Below are 17,267 nucleotides of genomic sequence, written 5' to 3' on the forward strand. Positions count from 1 at the left end.
ACATGCATGCATTCGTTGCACATTCATTCACAGGCTTTGGAGGGCTCGAACGTCAGGACGTCGTGATGCCGAGACCAACGGGAGATCGCCTTCTAGTGCGAGTCGCCGCGGCTGGCGTCAACGTCGTCGATCACTCCATCCTGCACGGCAGGATGCCCATGGTGACCGCGCCTCTGATACTCGGAAACGAGGGTTCGGGCGTGGTCGAGCAGGGAGATGCCGACTTCCCTGCAGGAACACGTGTGGTGTTCGGCGGTCCGTTCGGCGTTCTGGAAGCGGGTGCCTACGCCGAGTTCGTGGCCGTGCCGAAATCCATGCTTTACCGGCTGCCGGACAACATCGATCTCATCGAGGCTGCAGGCCTGCCCGTCGCTTATATCTCGGCGTGGATAGCGCTGGAGATGGCCGGGTTCGAACCTGGACAAGTCGTTTTCAGCCCCGGGGTGTTCGGCGGCATCGGCAATGCAACGCTCCAACTAGCCCGCGCCCGAGATGCCGCCCTCGTGCTGTCGTCGACGAGCACCTCGGGCAAGGCCGAGCGCGCGCGGGAAGCAGGCTTCGAGCATGTCATCGATATGCAGAAGAGATCACTGGTCGAGGCCATCCGAGAATTGACCGATGGTCGCGGCGTCGACGTCGTGGTTGACGGCCTGAGCGGTGCGGTTCTGACCGCTGCGATGGAGGTTCTCGCTCCTCAAGGAACGATCGTCACCGTGGGCTATTCGGCTGGACGCGCCTCGGAGATTGACGTCACGAACCTGATCTGGAAGTCGGCACAGATTCGCGGCTTCAATTTTCTCTTGGAGAGCCCCGAAAGGCGGGCCCTGGCCTGGCAGGGTGTCAGCGCGCTTCTGGCGAACAAAAAGATCAGACCCATCGTTGCCAAGGTATTCCCGTTCGCACAAACAGCAGAAGCCTTGCGGTGCCTGGTTGAGGACCGCCCGTCCGGACGCGTGATCGTGTCCTTGTGATCGCTGAAGCGTCTAACGCCTTGCCTTAGGGCCAAGGTGTGCGCTCCGCCTGTTCAAGTTCACCAGACACTTCAGAAAGTTCAGCCATGAAGATTGCATTCATCGGGGGCGGTCAAATCGCCCAGTCAGTGGCCTCGCTGGCGATGGCCAAAGGTCATCGCGTGAGCCTGGGTGTGCGGAACCGCGCGGGCTCGCCGCCGTCCGGGATGCCCTACACAACGTTCGCCGAGGCGGTAGTCGGCGCTGACCTCGTCTTCATCGCCATACCGTTTGATGCCGTGAAAGCGGTGATGCTGCCCCTGGCCGATGCATTGATCGGCAAGATCGTCATAGACGCGACCAACCCGGTCGCGAAGGACTGGTCGCCGATCCTGATCGGTGAAGAGGACTCCGGCGCCGAGCAGGTCGCGCGAATGCTTCCCGAATCGCTCGTCGCCAAGGCCTTCAACACGATCTTTGCCGACGTGTTGAAGCCGGCCCGGCTCGACCGCGACGGGCAGCCCCTCACGCTCTTCGTTGCCAGCGACAACGAAGCGGCGGCGATAAGAATCATGGCGCTGGGCGCTCAAATGGGTCTTGCACCCGTCAACGCCGGGCCGCTGAAGTCTGCGCGATACCTGGAAGCAATCGCGCATTTGAACATCGAACTTGCTGTGCGGCAGGGTGGGGGAACGAACGCCGCGTTTGTCTACAGCCGCGCGCACTAAGCCAAGAGGTGGCGGACTGGTCCAATGGCTGCTGCTGCCACCGATTTCGGCCGCACAGGCGAACTTCCGCTTCTGGCCGATCGCAGTACTACGACAGAGCCGCCCGCAAGCTTAGCTGGGCCTGTCGCAAGATGCGCTCGGCCTCAAGAATCGGCTCATGACTGCGACTGAAAAGATAGCTTATTGCCCCGTCGTCGTCACCGCTGAGCGCCCTGAAGTCCCTTACCACTGGGCTGCACGAATTGCGGAGGTCGTACAGAACGATGACCTCTTCAAACCAGTGCCAGTTCTCCGCGGTTGCCGTGGACAGGTTTTCGTCACGCAAGGCGATGCGCTTCGCGAGCGTCAGACGGTCGGCGAAATCGTTCGCCGCAGCAGTCAACGTGGATACGGTGTTCATGAGCGTATTGGGTCTTGTGCTGGAGGTCCGCTTTTGGCCGATATCAGTCACCCTGCGGAGGTCCGGGGCTGCGGTTTGACGCCGAGCCAGTTTGTCCGGACCGCGACAGAGTGTGCAACCAGGAAAGGAATGGGCAACAAGTAGAGCGCCCATCCGCTGCGCACAAGAGACTGGAAGAAGGTGAGCTTGGCCATACCCGCGTTGACTGCACCCCAATCGATGGGAAGGGTATAGAAAAGGTAGCTGGTCAGAACTCGGACTGCGGCAAGCACTCCATTCACTCCCAAGATGTACGTCATGGGCAGAATGCGGTCGCCGGCGATGAGGCCAAACAAAACGCTATAGCCTGTATACAGGAGCAGAGCGACAGAAAGGCCTAGGGGCCACCATCCACGGGCATCGACGCTATGAGCGTAGCCGATAGCCGTCTCAGCGACTGCGACTACCGAGAGGATTCCCAGCAGCAGGGTGACGTTCTCGTTTCTCATGGTGAATTCGTTGGAAGATATTCTGCGCGTATCAGCTTACAAGTGTTCGATGCCGGCGAGGGCCGCTTCCGGCCGGATCCGGCTATTGGTTGCATTCTGCACGGGCCGGCCGTGCGACGCCTGGCCGCAGCGCCATCGGGCGACCCTTCGCGCCGACGGACGAAAGCGCGATCGCGCGTTGACGAAAGAACAGTGTCGTTCCGCAGTGCCATCCCAATTAAAAATCGACAGCACCCCTTCAGACAGACGCAGGAGCAGCAAAGATGTACGAAGAGAAATTCATGAAGCAGGCGCTGGCGCTTTCAGCGCGCGCGATCGCGGAGCCCGGCACCGAGCCCTTCGGCGCGGTGGTGGTGAAGGATGGGCAGGTGGTCGGCGAAGGCTTCAATCATTCGGTCGCCCATTTCGATCCCACTTCGCACGGAGAGGTCGAAGCGATCCGGGACGCATGCCGGCGGCTGCAGCGCGTCGACCTGGCAGGCTGCGAGATGTATTCCTCATGCGAGCCTTGCGCGATGTGCGTCGCCGCCATGCGGGTGGCGGGCATCCGCCGCTTGTTCTATGCGGCTTCGCTGGCGCAGTCCGGCGTGGTGTTCGAGGGCCTGCCGGTCGCGGACCGGCATCCCATCGACGTGGATGAACTGCGCCGCGTGGCAGGCGCACCGCTGGAGGCCGGGCTGACTCCTGCCGAGCAGCATTCGGCGCAGGACGCCATCGACATCCTCGAAGCGTGGGCCGGGCCGCGGAAGATCGCGGCGCTGGGTCGTCGTTAGGCCGACCGCTCCCTGCAGCGTGCTGCGTCGGCGATCCACGAAGGCGGGGCTCGATGCTCGCCCCCCTTGCAAAGGACGCGGATGGCGGCACAGTCGCCCGCCTTGGCACGGGCTTGCAGCATCTTGAGTTCCGCCATCAATACGGACATGTGAACTCGTCTTTTCGTCATGACGCGACTGTAAGCGGTTTCGTACAAAATGAGTTAGAAAGTTTACATTTCTGTCATTGAGTTTACCTATTGGGCTGGCGGAAGGCTCGCCCTGTGGCGGATGCGCGATACTTTCGCGACTTCACCCAGCCCGTGCCCATTCCGTCCCCCACCGATTTCCCCGTCTTCGACAGCTCCGACTTCAGCGGCGAGTCGGGCGCGTTCCATTTCGACCTGGTGCGGCTCGAATCGCGCCCGGACATCCCGCGCGGGTTTCCGCACCGCCACAACTACTACCACCTGCTCTGGATGAGCGAGGCGGCGGGCACGCACCTGCTCGACTTCGAGACCTTCGAGGTGCGCGCCAACACGGTGTTCTTCGTCTCGCCCGGCCAGCTGCATGCCTGGACCTCCGACGTGCCGCCGAAGGGCTTCGTCATCAACTTCAGCGCCGAGTTCTTCGTGCAGATGTTCCCGCGCGCCGACGACATCGCCAAGTACCCGTTCTTCCACATCGCCTCGGACGCGCCGGTGCTCTACCTCGAACAGGCGCAGCACGACGCGTTGCTCCCGCTGCTGCTCGAGATGGAGCAGGAGATGCTCGGCCGCCAGGAGGCGCGGCTGGACGTGGTGCGCTCCTACCTGCTGGTGCTGCTGACGCGGCTGCGGCGGCTCTACCCCGAACGCGCGGCCGAGGGCGCCTCGCCGCAGAGCTACGCACTGACGAAGCGCTTCCGGCTGCTGATCGACCGCCATTACCTGGAGTTCGGCCCGCTCGGCGACTATGCCGAGCGGCTGCATGTCACCGAGCGCCAGCTCAACGAGGCTGTGAAGCGCACGCTCGGCAAGACCGCCGGCGAACTGGTGCACGAGCGCCGCGTGCTCGAGGCCAAGCGGCTCTTGTGCAACACCGGCATGGGCGTGGCCGAGATCGCGTTCCACCTGCAGTTCGAGGACCATGCGTATTTCAGCCGCTTCTTCAAGAAGCGCACGCAGATGACGCCCGGCGAGTTCAAGAAGCGCTACGGCACCCCTGGGACCCCTGGCGTAAGCCCCTAGCCCGCGCCGTCGAAAAGTACAAGGCGAGCGACCAATCGTCCTACCCCCTTCGGCGCCCGGCTGCCTAAAGTCCTTCCATCTGAAACTCTGCCGCCGTCATGGGCGGCCCGATGGCTGGCGATGAACGAATCCACCCCACTGCGCACCGGCGGCGAGCTGATCGTCGACGCGCTGCTGGCGCAAGGCGCCGACACCGTGTTCTGCGTGCCGGGCGAGAGCTACCTCGACGTGCTGAATGCGTTGCATGCGCAGCAGGGCGCCATGCGCGTCGTCGCCTGCCGCCACGAAGGCGCGGCCGCCTTCATGGCCGAGGCCCAGGGCAAGCTCACCGGCCGCCCCGGCATCTGCATGGTCACGCGCGGGCCGGGTGCCACCAACGCGAGCATCGGCGTGCACACCGCGTTCCAGGACTCGACGCCGATGATCCTGCTGATCGGACAGGTCGGGCGCGACATGATCGAGCGCGAGGCCTTCCAGGAGATCGACTACCGCCGCATGTTCGGCCCCTTCACCAAGTGGGTGGCGCAGATCGACGACGCCGCGCGCGTGCCCGAATTCATGGCGCGCGCCTATTCGGTGGCCATGTCGGGGCGCCCCGGGCCGGTGGTGCTGGCGCTGCCCGAAGACATGCTGACCGATGCCGCCATGCCGCTGGCCGTGCCGCGCGTGGAGGTGCCCGAGGCGCATCCCGCCCCCGACGCCATGCAGCGCCTGCACGAGCACCTGGCCGCGGCCGAGCGGCCGCTGCTGCTGCTCGGCGGCCCCGGATGGCGCCCGCAGGCCCGCGCCGCGATCGAGCGCTTCGTGGTGCAGAACGCGCTGCCCGTGGCCTGCGCATTTCGCCGGCAGGATCTGTTCGACAACCGCCATCCGAACTACGTTGGAGAGGTCGGCATCGGCGTCAACCCCGAGCTGGCCCAGGCGGTGCGCGAGGCCGACCTGCTGATCGCCGTCGGCACGCGGCTCGGCGAGATCGTGACGAGCGGCTACACGCTGCTCGACGTGCCGCTGCCGCGCCAGCAGCTCGTGCATGTGCTGCCGTGCGCCGAGGAGCTCGGGCGCGTCTACCAGCCCGCCGTCAGCATCCTGAGCGCCGTGTCCCCGTTCGCCGAGGCGGCTGCCCTGCTGCCGGCGGTGGATGCGGCGGCCCCGCGGCAGGCCTGGCGCGACCGGCTGCGCGCCAACTACGCGCGCTACACCACGCCCGCGGCGCGCGAGGCCGCGCTCGACCCGGCGCGCGTCATCCAGGCGCTCGGCGACACGCTCGCGCCGGATGCGATCCTCACCAACGGCGCGGGCAACTACAGCGCCTGGGCGCACCGCTACTACCCGTTCTCGCAGCCGAACACCCAGCTTGCGCCGACCAGCGGCGCCATGGGCTACGGCGTGCCGGCCGCCATCGCGGCCAAGCTGCAGCATCCGTCGCGGCAGGTGGTGTGCCTGGCCGGCGACGGCTGCTTCCTGATGACTTCGCAGGAGCTCGCGACCGTGAAACGGCACGACCTCGCGATCGTCTTCATCGTCTTCAACAACGGCATGTACGGCACCATCCGCATGCACCAGGAGATGCACTACCCCGGCCGCCCCATCGGCACCGACCTGTGCAACCCCGACTTCGTGCGCTATGCGCAGTCGTTCGGGCTGCAGGCCGAGCGCGTGGCCCGCACCGAAGCGTTCGCGCCGGCGCTGCAGCGCGCGCTGGCCGCGGGCGGCGCGGCACTCATCGAACTCGCGATCGAGCCCGAGATCCTGACCCCGCGCGCCACGCTGAGCGAACTGCGCGAGAAGGCGCTGCTGCAGCAGAAGCAGAAGCAACAGCAGCGCGCCGCGGCCTGACACGATTCATCACCACCAAGGAGACAAAACACATGAACAAACTGCTGCGGGCTTCGGCCCTCGCGGCCCTGGGCGCCTGCGCGCTCACGCAGGCCCATGCACAACAGGCTGCCGCCGAGTTCCCGGTGCGCCCCATCCGCATCGTGGTGCCGTTTGCGCCCGGCGGCGCCACCGACGTGATCGCGCGCGTGGTCGGCCAGAAGATGTCGGACTCGCTCGGCCAGCCGGTCGTCGTCGACAACAAGGCCGGCGCCAACGGCAACATCGGCGCCGTCACCGTGGCGCGCGCCGCGCCCGACGGCTACACCATCCTCATGGCCACCTCGAGCCACGCGATCAACGCCACGCTCTACCGCAAGCTCGACTACAGCCTGACGAAGGACTTCGCCGCGCTCTCGAACCTGGCCTCGGTGCCGCTCGTGCTGGTGGTGAACCCCGGCGTGCCGGCGCGCAGCGCGGGCGAATTCGCCGCCCATGCCAAGGCCCAGGGCGACAAGCTCAACTTCGCCTCGGGCGGCACCGGCACGGCCGCGCACCTGGCGGGCGAGCAGTTCAATACGCTGGTCGGCGCCCGCATGATGCACGTGCCCTACAAGGGCGGCGCGCTCGCCCAGACCGACCTCATCGGCGGCCAGGTGCAGGCGATGTTCGCCAACCTGCCCGAAGTGCTCTCTCAGGTGCAGGCCGGCAAGCTGCGGCCGCTCGCGGTCACGGGCAAGGCGCGGCGCGCCAACATGCCCGAGGTGCCGACCTTCGCCGAAGCCGGCTATCCGCAGATGGACGCGCGCTCGTGGTTCGGCCTGTTCGCGCCGGCCGGCACGCCGGCACCGGTGGTGGCCAAGCTGTCGGCATCGATCGCCGCGGCCGTGGCCGATCCTGCGGTGCAGGCCCGCCTGAAGGAACTCGGCGCCGATCCCATCGGCGACCGGCATGAAGCCTTCCAGCCCTTCGTCGCGCAGGAGGTGAAGCGCTGGGGTGCGCTGGTCGAGCGTTCGGGCGCCACCGTGGACTGAACCCAGACCCCACACCCTTTCTTTTTTTCCAGCCTCAAGCCAAGGAACCCACAGCCCATGCTCTACGACGTACGCACCTACACCTGCCGCCCCGGCACCCTCAAGCGCCACCTGGCGCTCTATGCCGAGCACGGCTTCGACGTGCAGCGGCGCCACCTGGGCGAACCGCTGGCCTATCTGCAGACCGAGACCGGCAACGTCAACAGCTACACCCACATCTGGGTCTTCGCCGACGCGAAGGACCGCGCCGACAAGCGCGCCGCGATGCAGCGCGACCCGGCCTGGGCCGGCTACCTCGACAAGAGCGCCGAGGCCGCCTACCTCGTCTCCCAGGAGACGAAGCTCATGGTGCCGACCTCGTTCTTCAAGCCTTGAGGTGCTGAGCGCATCGGCCGCTCACTCGAGCGTGAGGCCGATGTCCTTCACCAGCGCGCCCCAGTCCTGCAGATCCTGCCGGATCGTGGCGGCGAACTGTTCGGGCGTGTTCTGCGGCAGGTCGTTGAAGTTCAGCTCGTGCATGCGGCGCACCACCGCCGGGTCGCGCAGCACCTGGTTCACGGCGTCGTTGAGCTTCTTCACGATGGCCGGCGGCGTCTTGGCCGGCGCCAGCAGGCCGTACCAGGCGTAGTTCTTGAACGGATAGCCGCTCTCGGTCATCGTCGGCACGTCGGGCAGCATGGGAATGCGCCCGGGGCCGCTGTTCGCCAGGGCGCGGATGCGGCCCGCGCGCACGATCTCCACGGTCGACGAGATGTCGGCGAACGCTGCATCCACCTGGCCGCCCACGAGGTCCTGCACGCAGGGGCCGCTGCCCTTGTAGGGCACGTGGGTCATCACGAGGCCGGCCTGCTTCTTGAGGCTCTCCATCGCAAGGTGGCCGCCCGAGCCGGCGCCCCACGAGCAGTAGTTGAGCTTGTCGGGGCGGGCCTTGGCGTAGGCGACGAACTCCTGGATCGTCTTCACCGGCAGGTCCTTGCGCACCAGCAGCAGGTTGCCGCCGCGGCCGATCTGCGCCACCGGCGCGAAGTCCTTTACCGGGTCGTACGAGAGCTTCTTGTAGAGGCTCGGGTTGACCACCATCGCCGCGGCGTAGGTGAACAGCAGCCGTTGGCCGTCGGGTGCCGCGCGCGCGACGAGTTCGGCGCCGAGGATGCCGTTGGCGCCGGGCCGGTTGTCGACGATGAAGGTCTGCCCGAGCGCCTTGCCGAGCGCCTCGGCGAAGATCCGCGCGATGGTGTCGGTGCCGCCCGCGGGGGCGGTCGGCACCACGAGCGTGACGGGCTTGTCGGGGTAGGCATCGGGGCCCTGCGCATGGGCGGCCGTGGCCACGCAGGCGGCTGCGAACGCGCCGCAGGCGAGTGCGCGAAGGGGTCGGTGAAGGAAATGCGGGCTCGTCATGGTTCTTGTCTCCTGGAAATCGGGTCGGTCGTTCAATCAATGGATGCCGAAGCGCGCCTGCGTGCCCTGCTCGATCATGTCCGCGCCCACGCGGTACAGGTTGCGCGAGACGTAACTGGGCACTTCGCGCGCGCGCTGGCGCAGCCATTCGGCCTTGAGCGCGCGCGCCTCGGCGATCTCTGGCGCCTCGCCCTCGGCGGTGGCCAGCAGGTCGATCACATGCAGCGCCAGCTGGCACTGGCCGTCGGCGGCCAGCGTGCGCGCGCGCTCGATCACGCCGCGCTTGTCGGTGATCGCGTCGGCCACCGCGCGGCCCACCGCCTCGGGCGCCGCCGGATGCAGCGAGGTCGGGTTGCGGTCCCACCAGCCGTTCTCCGAGCGGTAGATGTCGCGCACGATGTAGCTGGGGTCGCCATAGGTGGGCTTCATCCAGTCGACCGCGAACAGCTCGTCCGGAAAGCGGATGCGCGCCAGGATGCCGCGCTCGTTGAGGCCTTCGTTCATGAGCCGGACCACCTCGGCGCGCAGCCATCGCAGCGCGCGGGCCGTGTGCGTGAGCACGTGCCGCACCTGCGCCTCGCCCTCGAGCGTGGCGCCGAACTCGCGCACCGCCTTGCGCGCGCCCAGCGCCGCCAGCGCATCGAGCGTGTCGGCCCAGCGCACCGTGTCGCGCATCGTGCGGAACGGGGTGCCGATGTTGGGGATCGAATCGATCAGTGCCGCGCCGCCGTAGAGCACGCGCTGCGCCGGGCTCCAGAGCGCGATCGCGTCGTCGGTCTCCGAAGGTGCCCAGCGCAGTTCGATGCGCTGCTCGCCGCTGCCGATCTGCAGCAGGTCTTCGAAGGTTTCGGTCGGCGCGTGCGTCGCCAGCCGGCGGTCGAAGAAGCCCGCGGGGCGGTTGAACTGGATCTCGGCCATGCGGTGCTGCAGTGCCAGCGTCTCGCTGTAGCGCGCGAGCCGGCGCGGCACGTTGCGGTGCGCGATGATGCGCGGCGGCGCGTCGCCGCGCGCGGCGGCATGCGCCAGCCACATCGGCACGCCGGCGTTGTAGCCGATGTGGCCGTGGCTGAAGCACAGCGCATGCACCGGCGCTTCGCTGAGCCGGCGCACCGCGTCGATCATGCCCGCGGTCACCGAGCCGCCCGGGCCGGCATCGACCACGACGAGACCCGCATCGGTCTCGGCCACGAACGACTGGCCCTGCCCGCGCAGGATGTGAAGGCCTGGCGCCACGGTGTCGGTGCCGGTCCCGACGATGAGGAACGGCTTTTCTTCTTCTTCGGTCTTGTGGTCTGGCTTGGCAGCGATGGCGGTCATGCGGTGTCCTTGGTGGCGGTGAGCGGCGGCAGCAGGTAGCGGCCGTCGAGCAGTTCGGCGCGCGGCATGTAGGCGCGCAGACAGAGATAGAAGGGGCCTTCGGGTGCCGGCAGCCAGTTGGCCTCGGCGGCGGCGCCCTCGGGGCGCGCGTGCCGGATGTGCAGCGTGAGGCCGCCGTCCGCATCGCGCTGCAGGCCCGGCGTGCGGTCGCCGATGGCGTAGCGGTCGATCGGGTTGTCCACCAGCATGTAATCGCGCGCGTCGTACATCGTGAGCGACCAGAAGGCGTCGACCGGCGGCAGTGCGCCAGGCGCGAAGCGAAGCGTGTAGCGGCGTTCGCCGGTGAGCGCCTCGCCCGCCGCGTCGTGCCAGGCCATCGGATAGGTGGCTTCGCGGCTTTCGAGCATGCCGATGTACTTGAGTGCGACCAGTGCGCGCGCCAGGTGGTCGTCGCCGAAGCTGCCTTCGATCAGCGGCATCTGGACCCAGCCCGACGCCGTGGTGCGGCCCGACTGCGCCTCGCGCAGCCGCGGCAGCACGGTGTCGAGCGCGGCCTGCAGCGCGGCGCGGCGGCGCTCGTCGAGCGGCCCTGCGCCCGGGCCGAGGCCGAGCGCCGCATAGCGCGCGAGCTTTGCCGCGTCGCCGTGCGGTGGCGAGTTGTCGCGCAGTGCCGCGTTCACCTGCGCGGCGAAGTGCGCGGCCGTGAGCGGCGCCTTCGGGTCGCAGGCGGGGTCGAAGGCGCGCGGCGGCGAGTCGCGGCCGGCCTCCCAGTCGGCCAGCGTGCGCACCACGAACCGGTCCTGCAGCGCGTTGACCGCCGCCACGTCCTCCGGCCCGTCGACCAGCAGTCGCCCGATGATCCACAGCCAGCGCGTGGGCGCCTCGATGCGTGCGCCCGGGGCATCGAAGGCCGCGGGCAGCGTGCCGAGCCATCCCGGCGGCGTGACGACGAACGCGCGCGCCGCCGTGCCCGTGAGGCGCTGGCCGAGGTGCGCGAAGGGGTTGGTGAAGAAATCGAGCAGGCCCAGCACGTAGTAGCGGCCGGCGGTGTCGGGCACGTCGATCACGAGCGGGCCTTCGCCGAGGTCGAGCCAGGCGTTGGTGTAGAGCGTGTCGTTGTTCGGCGTCACGACGCGGCTCTTGCCCGCGCGCAGCAGCTGGCGTGCGTGCGTGAACACGTTGCACCAGCGCTGCGGCTCGGGCGCCTCGCCGTGGGCGTCGGTGCGCCGCGGCGAGGTGGCGGCGCGCATGCGGCGCATCTCGTAGAGCGGATAGGCGTAGACCACGGCCTCTTCGGCCAGGGCTTGCAGGTTGTCGGCGTGCGGCTGCATCGTGTTCAGTCCTGCTGCACCTGAAGAGCCGGAATGCGCCAGCTCTGCACGCCCTCGCGCGGGTGGTACATGCGCAGGATCAGGTAGAAGCGCCCGGCCGGCGCGGGCAGCCAGTTGGCCGTGTCGGCGGGGCGCGCGTGGCTCACCATCAGTTCGAGGCTGCCGTCGGCGCCGCGCTTGAGGCCCGGCGTGCGGTCGCCGATGGCATGGCGCCGCAGCGGGTTGGGGTAGAGGAAGCGGTCGCTGTCGTACAGCGTCACCGACCAGAAGGCGTCCGCGGGCGGCGCGTCGCCGGCCTCGAAGCGCATCGCATAGCAGCGCTGCCCATCGAGCGGTTCCTGGTTCGCGTCGTGGTGCGAGGCGGCGTACACCGCCTCGCTGGTGGCCAATGCACCGAGGCCCAGGTAGGCGGTGCGCGCGCGGCCGAGGTACGCGTTGCCGTAGCGTCCGGTGGCGGGCGTCATCGACCAGGGCCTGGGCCGCCGGTTGGCGCCCACGGCCGCGACCAACTGCACGCCCTCGGCGAAGCCCTCGATCAGGCCTTCGCGCAGCGGTGCGTCCACCGCCTCCCACGAGAACGCGGCGTTGGCCAGCAGCCCGGCCTGGCCGAACCATGCGACGAGGCCGCGGTCTTCGATGCGGCCCGGCGCCTCGGCCAGCGCATGGCAAAGGTTCGTGAAGAAGCGCGGCGCCACCTGCGCGGCCGGCTCGCCGTGCTCGAAGGCGGCGGCCATGGCGTCCACGTGCGGGCCGGCCCACTGCTCGACGGTGGCCGGGCGTCCCTGCTGCACCGTGCCGGGCGCGGGCGCGAGCCGGATCTCCGACTGCAGCGCGCGGGCGGCCGGCCAGTCGCTCTCGTCGCCCACCAGGATGCGGCCGATCAGCCAGACCAGGTCGGTCGGGCAGCGCACCACGCGGTGGCCGGCCAGCGCGTCGGGCACCGTGCCGCCGGGGCCCACGAGCACCACGGTCTCGCCCTCGGGGTTGCAGTTGCGCGGCCCCAGGTTCTCGAAGTTCTCGGTGTAGGCGTCGTAGAGCGGCAGCACGAAGTAGCGCCCCGGATGCCGCGCCGACGCCGGCACGGTGAGCAGCATCGGCCCGTCGGCGAGATGGACCCAGGCCATGGTGTAGAGCAGGTCGTTGGCGGGCGTGACCACGTCGCGGTCTTCGTCGGTGGAGGGCCGCGGCGCATGGTGCAGCGTGTTCAGCGGCGCACGCACGTCCGAACCGGCCGAGGTGCCGATGCGGCGTTCGGCGCGCGGCGCGGTCTGCATGGCGCAGGTGCGGTAGGTCTCGGTGAGCGGATAGCCATAGACGAAGGCGGCCAGGCCGATGGATCGGGCGGCGGCCTTGCGGGCGGCGGTTGCATCGGGCGCGGAGACGGAAGCGTTCATGGAAAGGACCTCGGACGGATGGGTGAAAGGGGAGGGATGCGGGGGCGATCGCTGCTCAATCGAGCTTCACGCCGGTGGCCTGCGTGAGCTTCAGCGTCACCGGCAGGAAGGCCTTGTAGGCCGCGGCGGCCTCGGCCGGGAGGTTGCCCACGGGCTCGGCGCCGAGTTCCTCGATGCGCCGGCTCACCTCGGGCTGCCGCACCACCGCGCTGACTTCCCGGCCCAGGCGCTCGATGACCGCATCGGGCGTCCTGGCGGGCGCCATCAGCGAGGTCGGGCCGGTCATCGTGTAGACCTCGTCGGCGTAGCCCTGCTCGGCGAAGGTCGGCACATCGGGCAGCGCGCGGGCGCGGCGCAGGCCGGCGACGGCCAGCGGGCGCAGCTTGCCGGCCTGGATGTACGGCTGCAGCGTGGTGACCGAGCCGATGGTCATCTGGATCACGCCGCCGATCAAATCGACCGCCATCGGGCTCTCGCCCTTGTAGGGCACGTGCAGCGTCTGCAGGCCATAGGCCCTGTCCATGTGGACCTGCACCTGGTGCGGCTGCGTGCCGGGGCCCCACGAGCCCATTGCGTACTTGCCCGGCGCGGCCTTCACGGTGGCGACGAGGCTCTTGAAGTCGGTGGCCTGAACCGAAGGGTGCACGGCCAGCACGGTGCGCATGGTGGCGATGTCCGAGACCATGCGCAGGTCGGTGCGCGGGTCGTACGGCAGCTTGCTGTAGAGCACCAGGTTCGCGGTGACGGGCCCCGGCACCGTCAGCAGCAGCGTGTGGCCGTCGGGCACGCTTTTGGCGACATGGTCGGTGCCGATGATCCCGCCCGCGCCGGTGCGGTTCTCGACGACCACCGGCTGGCCCAGCCGTTTCGAGAGGCCCTCGGCCAGCAGCCGCGCGAGGATGTCGGTCGAGCCGCCCGCCTGGTACTGCACGACGATGCGCACGGTCTTGGAGGGCAAGCCGTCATCCGCCCCCGCGGCCGCCGCGCCGCCGGCGGCGAAGGCCAGCGCTGCGGCGCTGCCGAGTGCGCGCCGCAGCGCGGCGGTCGATGTGGTCTTCCTCATGCGGTTTCTCCGGTGGTGTGCAGGGCGCAACCGACGACCAGCGCATCGACCGCGACGCAGCCGCCGTCGGCTTGCGGCCGGGCGATGAGCGGGTTGATCTCGGCGCTCGCGAGCGTGTCGCCCGCGCGCTCGGCAAAGGCCGCGAGCGCGCACAACGCGTCGGCGATCGACGCGAGGTCGATCGGCGGGCGGCCGCGCGCGCCGTCGAGGATCGCGAAGGCGCGCAGCTCGCGCACCATTGCCAGCGCGTCGTCGCGCGTGACCGGCAGCGCGCGCAGCGACACGTCGCCGAGCGTCTCGACGTGGATGCCGCCCAGGCCGAACATCAGCACCGGCCCGAACACCGGGTCGCGGTGCACGCCCGCGATGCACTCGACGCCGCCATGCAGCATGCGCGCCACCAGCGCGCCGCCGAGCCGCGCATCGGGCCGGGCGGTGAGCGCGTGGTCGCGCGTGCGCTCGAAGGCCGCGCGCGCCTGTGCCGCGCCGCGCACGCCGAGCGCCACGCCACCGACGTCGGACTTGTGCGGGATGTCGGCGCTGACGATCTTCACGACGACGGCATCGCCGAGTGCTTCCGCGGCCGCCGCGGCCTCGTCGGCGCTGTGCACCACGCGGTGTGCAACCACCGGCACGCCCGCCTCGGCGAGCAGGGCGAGCGCATCGGGCTCGGACATCGTGCCGGGGGCGAGCGCCAATGGCGCGGCGATCGGTGCGTCGGCTGCTGCAGCGGGCGCCGCGGGCTTCAGCCCCGCGAGCGCGGCGATCGTGCGGATGCCGTCCGACGGGTCGGCAAACACCAGGCAGCGCATCGCCTCGAGCTCGGCGCGGCGCTCGGGCGACAGCAATGTGCTCACTGCCAGCAGCGTGTCGGGGTAGGCCGCGCGCAGCGACGTCACCAGCGCACGCAGCACCGGCCAGAACGCATCCGATGCGCCCGCGGCCGCGAGAAAGCCCATCCACGACGCGAAGCCGCGGTCGTCGAGCATCACGCGCGCCGTGCGCTCGATCAGCGTCAGGTCGTTGGTGACCTGCCCCGTGATGTCGACCGGGTTGCGTGGCGCCGCGAAAGGCACCCAGCTGCGCAGCGTGTCCTGCGCGGGCTCGCTCAGCGGCCGCACGTCCAGCCCCTGCGCCGAGGCCTCGTCGGCCATCAACGCGCCGACGCCGCCCGACAGCGTGAACAGGCCGATCGAGCGGTCGCGCGGGCGGCCCGCCACGGCCGCGCTGTGCGCGAGGTCGAAGAACTCCGTGAGGTTGCGCGCGCGCAGCACGCCGTACTGGCGGAACACCGCGTCGTACACCGCGTCGTCGCCCGCCAGCGCGGCGGTGTGCGAGGCCGCGGCCTCGGCGCCGAGCGCGGTGCGGCCGACCTTGACCATCACCACGGTCTTGCCGTTGGCCTGCGCCAGGGCCAGCGCCGCGCGCAGGCGCGGGCCGTCGCGGCAGCCTTCCATGTAGGCCATGACCACGTCGGTGCCGGGGTCCTGCGCGAGCCAGGCCAGGCAGTCGGCGACCTGCACGTCGGCCTCGTTGCCGGTGGTGGCCCACAGCGACAGGCCGACGCCGCGCGCGCGCGCCATCGCGTACGCATAGGCGCCGAACGCGCCCGACTGGCTCACCAGGCCGATGCGCCCCGGCGCCACGCGGCCCACGCCGGGGGCCGGCGAGAAGGTCGCATACACGTGGCGCGCGATGTTCATGAAGCCCAGGCAATTGGGGCCGATCAGCCGCACGCCCGCGGCACGCGCCTTGGCGCCGAGCCGCGCCTGCGCGGCCGCGCCCTCGGCGCCGATCTCGGCGAAGCCCGACGAGAACAGCACCACGCCTTTCACGCCCGAAGCGATGGCGTCGTCGAGCGCGCCCTCGACCAGCGCCGACGGCACCGCGAGGATCGCCAGGTCCACGGGCTGGCCGATGGCGCGCAGGCTCGGAAATGCGGGCAGGTCCTGGATGCGGTCGGCGTTCGGGTTGACCGGGTAGAGCGCACCGTCGAAGCCGAAGCGGCGCAGGTAGTCGACCGGAATGCCGCCGATCTTCTGCGGGTTGGACGAGGCGCCGACCACCGCGATGGCACGCGGCGCGAAGAGCGCCGACAGGGATTCGGCTTGCGAAGAGAAGAAGTCGATGGGCATGTCGAAGGTCAGAAGTTGTGGCGGATGCCGGTGGCGAGAACGCGCACGTCGTTGCCGCTGTGGGCCGCCACCGGCACGGTGGCGAGCGAGGCCGAGGCGCCGTGCCGGTTCGAGAGGCGCAGCCAGCGCGCATAGAGCACGGTGCGCTTGCTCAGGTAGTGGTCGTAGCCCAGCGTCCAGGCCAGCTGCGAGCGGTCGCTGCCGGCCACCTTGCGCTCGGTGGCGCCGAAGATCAGGTTCGAGGTTGGCGTCACGTTGTAGGTGGCGCCCAGGTTCAAGAGCTTCGCGGTCGGCACGCCGGGCAGGCTCGATGCGTTGCGCACGTAGCTCGCGTAGAGCTGCAGGCCGAGCGACGACCACTCGTACGAGCCGGTCAGCGCCTGGTAGGTGGTGGTGGCGGGCGAGGCCACCGGCGCCGCGGCCGAGCCCGAGCGTGCACGCTGGAAGGCGTAGGCGATGTAGTAGGGCTTGCGTGCCCAGCCGATGTTGCCGCCGTAGACGTTGCCGCTCTGGTGGCTCGGTGCGCTCGATTCGCCGGGCGCGTAGGCGATGTCCGCGAAGAACGCCATGCTCGCCGGCGTGCGGTAGCGAATCATGTTGCTGGCGCGGGCCGCAAAGGGCGTGATGCCCGTCTGCGCGTCGGTCGCGGCCACCAGGTTGATGGGCGAGAACACCGAATTGAGGCCGTAGGGATCGGCCTTGAACAGCGCGTAGAACATCGGCGTGTACATGCGGCCAGCGTCGATCTGCCCCCACGGCGCCGAGATCCCCACGAAGGACTGGCGGCTGAACGACATCGCCGGGCCGGGCAGGGTGCCGTTGCCGGTGTCGGGCGCAAAGCCGCTTTCGAGCGTGAAATGCGCGCGCATGCCGCCGCCCAGGTCTTCGGTGCCGCGAAAACCGATGCGTGAGGCTGTCTGGCCGCCGTCATCGAGCCGCGTCGACGATGTAGCGCCCGACCTGGCGTGCGCCACGTAGAGGTCGAGGGTGCCGTAGACGGTCACGGTGCTCTGCGCGAGCGCGAGCGTGGAGGCCGTCAGCGCGAGGCCTGCGGCAGCTGTCTTCTTCATGGGGTGTTGTCTCCGGGTGTGGCGTGCCGCCTGCGGGTGCAGGGCGGTGCCGCTTGTGTGCTTGTCGAGTTCCGGGGCTTACGATAGAAACGAAGGCCCCCCAAATCTGTCAACGCTTTGACAGATTCCTGAACATCAAGGCAGGGAGAACCCGCTGGCCCGA

Annotated in this window: 16 protein-coding genes; 7 read left to right on the forward strand and 9 right to left on the reverse strand. The window is 69.3% G+C overall.

Features of this window, described 5'->3' with window-relative positions:
• Positions 1-2: 2 nt before the first annotated feature.
• Both AC3A6J_RS13980 and AC3A6J_RS13985 read left to right on the forward strand, forming a co-directional pair.
• A complete protein-coding gene (locus AC3A6J_RS13980) occupies positions 3-971 on the forward strand; it encodes a quinone oxidoreductase family protein (protein ID WP_487860548.1) in 969 nt (322 codons plus the stop codon).
• Between the two features lie 86 nt (positions 972-1,057).
• Complete coding sequence (locus tag AC3A6J_RS13985) at positions 1,058-1,678, forward strand: NADPH-dependent F420 reductase (protein ID WP_487860549.1); 621 nt, start codon at positions 1,058-1,060, stop codon at positions 1,676-1,678.
• Between the two features lie 88 nt (positions 1,679-1,766).
• Here the strand turns inward: AC3A6J_RS13985 and AC3A6J_RS13990 are convergent, their stop codons facing one another.
• The gene (locus AC3A6J_RS13990) at positions 1,767-2,078 is read right to left on the reverse strand and encodes a hypothetical protein (protein ID WP_487860550.1); all 312 of its coding nucleotides are present in this window, start codon (positions 2,076-2,078) and stop codon (positions 1,767-1,769) included.
• A 47-nt stretch (positions 2,079-2,125) separates the two neighbouring features.
• A complete protein-coding gene (locus AC3A6J_RS13995) occupies positions 2,126-2,566 on the reverse strand; it encodes a hypothetical protein (protein ID WP_487860551.1) in 441 nt (146 codons plus the stop codon).
• A gap of 281 nt (positions 2,567-2,847) precedes the next feature.
• Between AC3A6J_RS13995 and AC3A6J_RS14000 the strand changes: the two genes are divergently transcribed.
• The 5 genes from AC3A6J_RS14000 to AC3A6J_RS14020 all read left to right on the forward strand — a co-directional run bounded on the left by AC3A6J_RS14000 (position 2,848) and on the right by AC3A6J_RS14020 (position 7,771).
• Positions 2,848-3,339, forward strand: a complete 492-nt coding sequence (locus AC3A6J_RS14000; protein ID WP_487860552.1) for a nucleoside deaminase — start codon at positions 2,848-2,850, stop codon at positions 3,337-3,339.
• 263 nt (positions 3,340-3,602) lie between these two features.
• Complete coding sequence (locus AC3A6J_RS14005) at positions 3,603-4,547, forward strand: helix-turn-helix domain-containing protein (RefSeq protein ID WP_487860553.1); 945 nt, start codon at positions 3,603-3,605, stop codon at positions 4,545-4,547.
• A 120-nt stretch (positions 4,548-4,667) separates the two neighbouring features.
• Entirely contained in the window at positions 4,668-6,383 is a 1,716-nt protein-coding gene (locus tag AC3A6J_RS14010; protein ID WP_487860554.1) for a thiamine pyrophosphate-binding protein, read from the forward strand.
• A gap of 32 nt (positions 6,384-6,415) precedes the next feature.
• Entirely contained in the window at positions 6,416-7,396 is a 981-nt protein-coding gene (locus tag AC3A6J_RS14015; RefSeq protein ID WP_487860555.1) for a tripartite tricarboxylate transporter substrate binding protein, read from the forward strand.
• 57 nt (positions 7,397-7,453) lie between these two features.
• The gene (locus AC3A6J_RS14020; RefSeq protein ID WP_487860556.1) at positions 7,454-7,771 is read left to right on the forward strand and encodes an NIPSNAP family protein; all 318 of its coding nucleotides are present in this window, start codon (positions 7,454-7,456) and stop codon (positions 7,769-7,771) included.
• Positions 7,772-7,792: 21 nt separating this feature from the next.
• On the opposite strand, the gene AC3A6J_RS14025 is transcribed toward AC3A6J_RS14020, so the two are convergent.
• Genes AC3A6J_RS14025 through AC3A6J_RS14055 form a run of 7 tightly spaced genes read right to left on the reverse strand, consistent with a single transcriptional unit; the run spans position 7,793 to position 17,104 of the window.
• Positions 7,793-8,794: a Bug family tripartite tricarboxylate transporter substrate binding protein gene (locus tag AC3A6J_RS14025; RefSeq protein WP_487860557.1), complete on the reverse strand. Its 1,002-nt coding sequence runs from the start codon at positions 8,792-8,794 to the stop codon at positions 7,793-7,795.
• Positions 8,795-8,830: 36 nt separating this feature from the next.
• Positions 8,831-10,111 (reverse strand): alkyl sulfatase dimerization domain-containing protein, encoded by a 1,281-nt coding sequence (locus AC3A6J_RS14030; protein WP_487860558.1) that lies wholly within the window; start codon positions 10,109-10,111, stop codon positions 8,831-8,833.
• Positions 10,108-11,442, reverse strand: coding sequence for a DUF1254 domain-containing protein (locus AC3A6J_RS14035; RefSeq protein ID WP_487860559.1), 1,335 nt, complete (start codon positions 11,440-11,442; stop codon positions 10,108-10,110). The genes AC3A6J_RS14030 and AC3A6J_RS14035 overlap by 4 nt, the downstream gene beginning before the upstream one ends.
• A gap of 5 nt (positions 11,443-11,447) precedes the next feature.
• Positions 11,448-12,836, reverse strand: a complete 1,389-nt coding sequence (locus AC3A6J_RS14040; protein ID WP_487860560.1) for a DUF1254 domain-containing protein — start codon at positions 12,834-12,836, stop codon at positions 11,448-11,450.
• A 55-nt stretch (positions 12,837-12,891) separates the two neighbouring features.
• Complete coding sequence (locus AC3A6J_RS14045) at positions 12,892-13,899, reverse strand: Bug family tripartite tricarboxylate transporter substrate binding protein (protein WP_487860561.1); 1,008 nt, start codon at positions 13,897-13,899, stop codon at positions 12,892-12,894.
• A complete protein-coding gene (locus AC3A6J_RS14050) occupies positions 13,896-16,034 on the reverse strand; it encodes an acetate--CoA ligase family protein (protein WP_487860562.1) in 2,139 nt (712 codons plus the stop codon). The genes AC3A6J_RS14045 and AC3A6J_RS14050 overlap by 4 nt, the downstream gene beginning before the upstream one ends.
• Before the next feature lie 8 nt (positions 16,035-16,042).
• Positions 16,043-17,104, reverse strand: coding sequence for a porin (locus AC3A6J_RS14055; protein ID WP_487860563.1), 1,062 nt, complete (start codon positions 17,102-17,104; stop codon positions 16,043-16,045).
• Positions 17,105-17,267 lie beyond the last annotated feature (163 nt).

It is taken from the genome of Variovorax sp. Soil_C_39 (assembly GCF_057656815.1).

What these genes read in the sequence shown, in the direction of transcription:
- AC3A6J_RS14050 (WP_487860562.1), bottom strand. Translation starts at nt 16,034, where the DNA reads ATGCCCATCGACTTCTTCTCTTCGCAAGCCGAATCCCTGTCGGCGCTC.
- AC3A6J_RS14000 (WP_487860552.1), top strand. Translation starts at nt 2,848, where the DNA reads ATGAAGCAGGCGCTGGCGCTTTCAGCGCGCGCGATCGCGGAGCCCGGC.
- AC3A6J_RS14030 (WP_487860558.1), bottom strand. Translation starts at nt 10,111, where the DNA reads ATGACCGCCATCGCTGCCAAGCCAGACCACAAGACCGAAGAAGAAGAA.
- AC3A6J_RS13990 (WP_487860550.1), bottom strand. Translation starts at nt 2,078, where the DNA reads ATGAACACCGTATCCACGTTGACTGCTGCGGCGAACGATTTCGCCGAC.
- AC3A6J_RS14055 (WP_487860563.1), bottom strand. Translation starts at nt 17,104, where the DNA reads ATGAAGAAGACAGCTGCCGCAGGCCTCGCGCTGACGGCCTCCACGCTC.
- AC3A6J_RS13985 (WP_487860549.1), top strand. Translation starts at nt 1,058, where the DNA reads ATGAAGATTGCATTCATCGGGGGCGGTCAAATCGCCCAGTCAGTGGCC.
- AC3A6J_RS13995 (WP_487860551.1), bottom strand. Translation starts at nt 2,566, where the DNA reads ATGAGAAACGAGAACGTCACCCTGCTGCTGGGAATCCTCTCGGTAGTC.
- AC3A6J_RS14045 (WP_487860561.1), bottom strand. Translation starts at nt 13,899, where the DNA reads ATGAGGAAGACCACATCGACCGCCGCGCTGCGGCGCGCACTCGGCAGC.
- AC3A6J_RS14010 (WP_487860554.1), top strand. Translation starts at nt 4,668, where the DNA reads ATGAACGAATCCACCCCACTGCGCACCGGCGGCGAGCTGATCGTCGAC.
- AC3A6J_RS14040 (WP_487860560.1), bottom strand. Translation starts at nt 12,836, where the DNA reads ATGAACGCTTCCGTCTCCGCGCCCGATGCAACCGCCGCCCGCAAGGCC.
- AC3A6J_RS14025 (WP_487860557.1), bottom strand. Translation starts at nt 8,794, where the DNA reads ATGACGAGCCCGCATTTCCTTCACCGACCCCTTCGCGCACTCGCCTGC.
- AC3A6J_RS14035 (WP_487860559.1), bottom strand. Translation starts at nt 11,442, where the DNA reads ATGCAGCCGCACGCCGACAACCTGCAAGCCCTGGCCGAAGAGGCCGTG.
- AC3A6J_RS13980 (WP_487860548.1), top strand. Translation starts at nt 3, where the DNA reads ATGCATGCATTCGTTGCACATTCATTCACAGGCTTTGGAGGGCTCGAA.
- AC3A6J_RS14020 (WP_487860556.1), top strand. Translation starts at nt 7,454, where the DNA reads ATGCTCTACGACGTACGCACCTACACCTGCCGCCCCGGCACCCTCAAG.
- AC3A6J_RS14015 (WP_487860555.1), top strand. Translation starts at nt 6,416, where the DNA reads ATGAACAAACTGCTGCGGGCTTCGGCCCTCGCGGCCCTGGGCGCCTGC.